Raw genomic sequence first — 661 nt, forward strand, 5'->3', positions numbered from 1 at the left:
GTCATAGCCCTTGCGGGTCCATTTGGTCCACAGTCCGCGAAGGAAAGGAAGCACCCAGCGGTCGAAGCCGATTTTGCCGGCGTTGGCAGCAGCGACGATGATAAGGACTTCAATCAGCAGCAGCTGCACGTTGGTGCTCACTGTGCCCGACAGGAGGAATGCGGCGTTCATCACAAGTCCCATCAGTGCGGCGAAGGTGGTGAAGGTACCGAGAATCAGTCCGAGACCGACGAGGACTTCACCGACCGGGATGAGGAAGTTGAAGAACTTCACGCCCGGGAGGGCAGCATGCTCGAGGAAGGCAGCCCACCAGCCTTGCACTGCCGGATGGTCACCGGCTGCCTTGGCGATAGCGCCTTGCAGGAAGCCTCCGGCATCGAAGTTGCCGGTTAGTTTGCCCCAGCCAGCGGTTAACCACTCATACCCGATGTAGATCCGCAGCACTGTCAAGAGCCACATTGCAACTTTGTTGTTTCTCAGCCAATTGTTAAACATATGAACCACTCCTTGGTTTGATATCATTTTTTGTTTTAGTATCAGCGCCGCTGGACTTGATTAAGGTGAGGCGCTGTTTGTTTATCAGATGATCATCTCTTCCTTACATCTTCATTATAAGTGAAAAAAATCACAATATATGTGATTTAAATCACATTATACTCAA

General features: G+C 51.4%; 1 protein-coding gene. It reads right to left on the reverse strand.

From position 1 onward, the window contains the following. On the reverse strand, positions 1 to 495 hold a 495-nt coding region (locus CHH67_RS25725), incomplete at its 3' end, for a DoxX family protein (protein WP_144029326.1). Positions 496 to 661: the final 166 nt, after the last annotated feature.

The sequence above is a fragment of the Paenibacillus campinasensis genome (assembly GCF_002272015.1).
Classification (GTDB): Bacteria; Bacillota; Bacilli; order Paenibacillales; family Paenibacillaceae; genus Paenibacillus_AQ; species Paenibacillus_AQ campinasensis.